We start from the raw sequence: 2,855 nt of genomic DNA on the forward strand, positions 1-2,855 counted from the left end.
GCCGCGTGCACTCACCACGCCGCGATCGGTGACCCTGCGGCCAACGCCGACTCGGTTCTGCGGCTGGCCCGCCAGTGCCACGACGACGGTGTCGCGCTGGCCGTTTTCCCGGAGTTGACGCTGTCCGGCTACTCCATCGAGGACATCCTTCTACAGGACGTGTTGCTCGACGCCGTCGAGGATGCGGTGGTCGATATCGTTGCCGCGTCCATCGACCTGCTGCCGGTGCTGGTGGTCGGCGCCCCACTGCGCTACCGGCACCGCATTTACAACACCGCAGTAGTGATCCATCGCGGAGCCGTGCTCGGTGTGGCGCCCAAGTCTTATCTGCCTACCTACCGCGAGTTCTACGAACGTCGCCAGGTCGCGCCCGGCGATGACGAACGCGGCATCATCCGGTTCGCCGGCCTTGAAGCACCGTTCGGCGCGGACCTGTTGTTCGCGGCGTCCGATCTCCCCGGCTTCGTCCTGCACGTCGAAATATGCGAGGACATGTTCGTGCCGGTGCCGCCCAGCGCCGAAGCCGCATTGGCGGGTGCGACCGTATTGGCCAATCTGTCCGGCAGCCCGATCACGATCGGTCGTGCCGACGACCGCGCGCTGCTGGCCCGTTCGGCGTCGCTGCGATGCCTGGCGGCGCATGTGTATGCCGCTGCCGGAGAAGGCGAGTCGACGACCGACCTGGCCTGGGACGGTCAGACCATGATTTGGGAGAATGGCGTACTCCTGGCTCGGTCCGAGCGCTTTCCCAAAGGCGAGCGGCGCAGCATTGCCGACGTCGACCTCGAGCTGCTGCGTGCGGAGCGGCTGCGGATGGGCACATTCGACGACAACCGGCGCCACCATCGCGGCTTGGCGGACTCGTTTCGGCGGATCGAATTCCGGGTGGACCCACCGTCCGGTGACATCGGTCTGCACCGCGAGGTCGAGCGATTCCCGTTCGTGCCCGCCGATCCGAATCGGTTGCAGCAGGACTGTTATGAGGCCTACAGCATTCAGGTCGCCGGGCTCGAGCAGCGGTTGCGCGCGTTGCACTTCCCGAAAGTCGTGATCGGAGTCTCCGGTGGACTCGACTCGACGCACGCACTGATCGTCGCCGCACGTGCGATGGACCGAGAGAACCGGCCGCGCAGCGACATTCTCGCGTTCACCTTGCCGGGCTTCGCGACCGGTGAGCACACCAAGCGCAACGCGGTCGAGTTGTGCCGGGCCCTCGGTGTCACCTTTGCCGAAATCGACATCACCGAAACCGCGAAGCTGATGCTCAAGGAAATGGACCATCCCTTCGCGAGCGGCGAACAGGTCTACGACGTCACGTTCGAGAATGTCCAGGCCGGGCTGCGCACCGATTACCTGTTCCGCCTGGCCAACCAGCGCGGCGGCATAGTGCTTGGTACCGGCGACCTTTCCGAGCTCGGATTGGGTTGGTCCACGTACGGTGTCGGCGATCAGATGTCTCATTACAACGTCAATGCCGGTGTGCCAAAGACGCTGATTCAGCACCTGATCCGCTGGGTCATCTCTTCCAACCAGTTCCCGTCGGACGTGGCAGACGTGCTGCAGTCGGTGCTGGACACCGAGATCACCCCCGAGCTCGTACCCACCGGCGAGGAGGAAGAGCTACAGAGCAGCGAGGCGAAGGTCGGACCGTTTGTCCTGCAGGACTTCTCGCTCTTCCAGGTCCTGCGGTACGGCTTCCGTCCGGCAAAGATCGCGTTCTTGGCGTGGCACGCATGGAGCGATTCCGAGCGTGGCGACTGGCCGCCCGGATATCCGGCGAGCAAGCGGCCGGCCTACTCACTCAAGGAGATTCGCCACTGGCTGCAGATCTTCGTGCAGCGGTTCTACTCGTTCAGCCAGTTCAAGCGGTCAGCCTTACCGAATGGGCCCAAAGTGTCACACGGTGGGGCGTTGTCGCCGCGCGGGGACTGGCGCGCTCCGTCGGACATGTCGGCGCGGGCGTGGCTGGACGCGATCGAGCGCGAGGTCCCCGAGGACTGAGCCTGGCGACGACATCGTCGGTGCTGAGCTCGAGGAGTTGTCTATTTGTTTGCTTTCGCCCAACCGCAGTCGAGTCCTGATGAGCCAGAACGCCAGCGAGCTTGACACCGGCGAAGGCTTCGCGATCACACACGATGTTCGGCGTGGTTCGAGCTGACGGATCAGTCCGGCAGCGTCGCCTGGTCGATCGCGTCGGAAAACGGTGCGCAGTTCCCGGCGCCGGGCACCAACGTCGCCAGGGCGCCGGCCGCGCAGGCCCGCCGCAGTGCGTGCTCGCGGTCGATGGTCCAACCCGCAGCCAGCACACCGGCGAACACGTCGCCGGCACCAGATGTGTCGAGCGCGTCCACGACCGGTGCGGCCACGATGAATTCCGTGCCTTCGCCGGCATAGCCGGCGCCGCGTGCCCCATGGGTGGTGACACGATGCGGGACGGGCCAAACCCAGTGCGCGTCTTCGGTTTCGTTGACGACCACGACGTCGGTCACCTCGGCCAGCTGCGCCAGCTCGGCCGAATTTCCGCCCGACGGTGAGGCGTTGAGGACGACGGTGACCCCGGCCGAATGGGCTTCGCGGGCCGCCGCGGTCGCTACCGCGATCGGAATCTCCAACTGCAGCAACAACACATCGCAGTCTGCGAAGATTCTGCGCAACGTCGTCGACTCCAGCGTCAGCGCGCCGTTGGCGCCCGGGGCGACGACAATGATGTTCTCACCGGCCGAGTCGACGATGACGACGGCCGTACCGCTGCGTCCGGGTACGGCGATCAGCCCATCGGTGCCGACGCCGTTGTTGTTGAGGTGATCGCGCAACTGCGCCGCTGCCGGGTCGTCGCCGACAGCACCGACGAACTG

At 65.6% G+C, this 2,855-nt stretch carries 2 protein-coding genes; one reads left to right on the forward strand and one right to left on the reverse strand.

Annotated features, from left to right (window positions below; genetic code table 11):
• A partial coding sequence (locus WAO18_RS18755) for an NAD(+) synthase (protein WP_422207736.1) occupies nt 1-2,001 on the forward strand: 2,001 nt, incomplete at its 5' end.
• Between the two features lie 161 nt (nt 2,002-2,162).
• Here WAO18_RS18755 and WAO18_RS18760 read toward each other — a convergent pair.
• On the reverse strand, nt 2,163-2,855 hold a 693-nt coding region (locus WAO18_RS18760; RefSeq protein WP_422207737.1), incomplete at its 5' end, for a PfkB family carbohydrate kinase.

Source organism: Mycobacterium sp., assembly GCF_049278535.1.
GTDB lineage: Bacteria > Actinomycetota > Actinomycetes > Mycobacteriales > Mycobacteriaceae > Mycobacterium.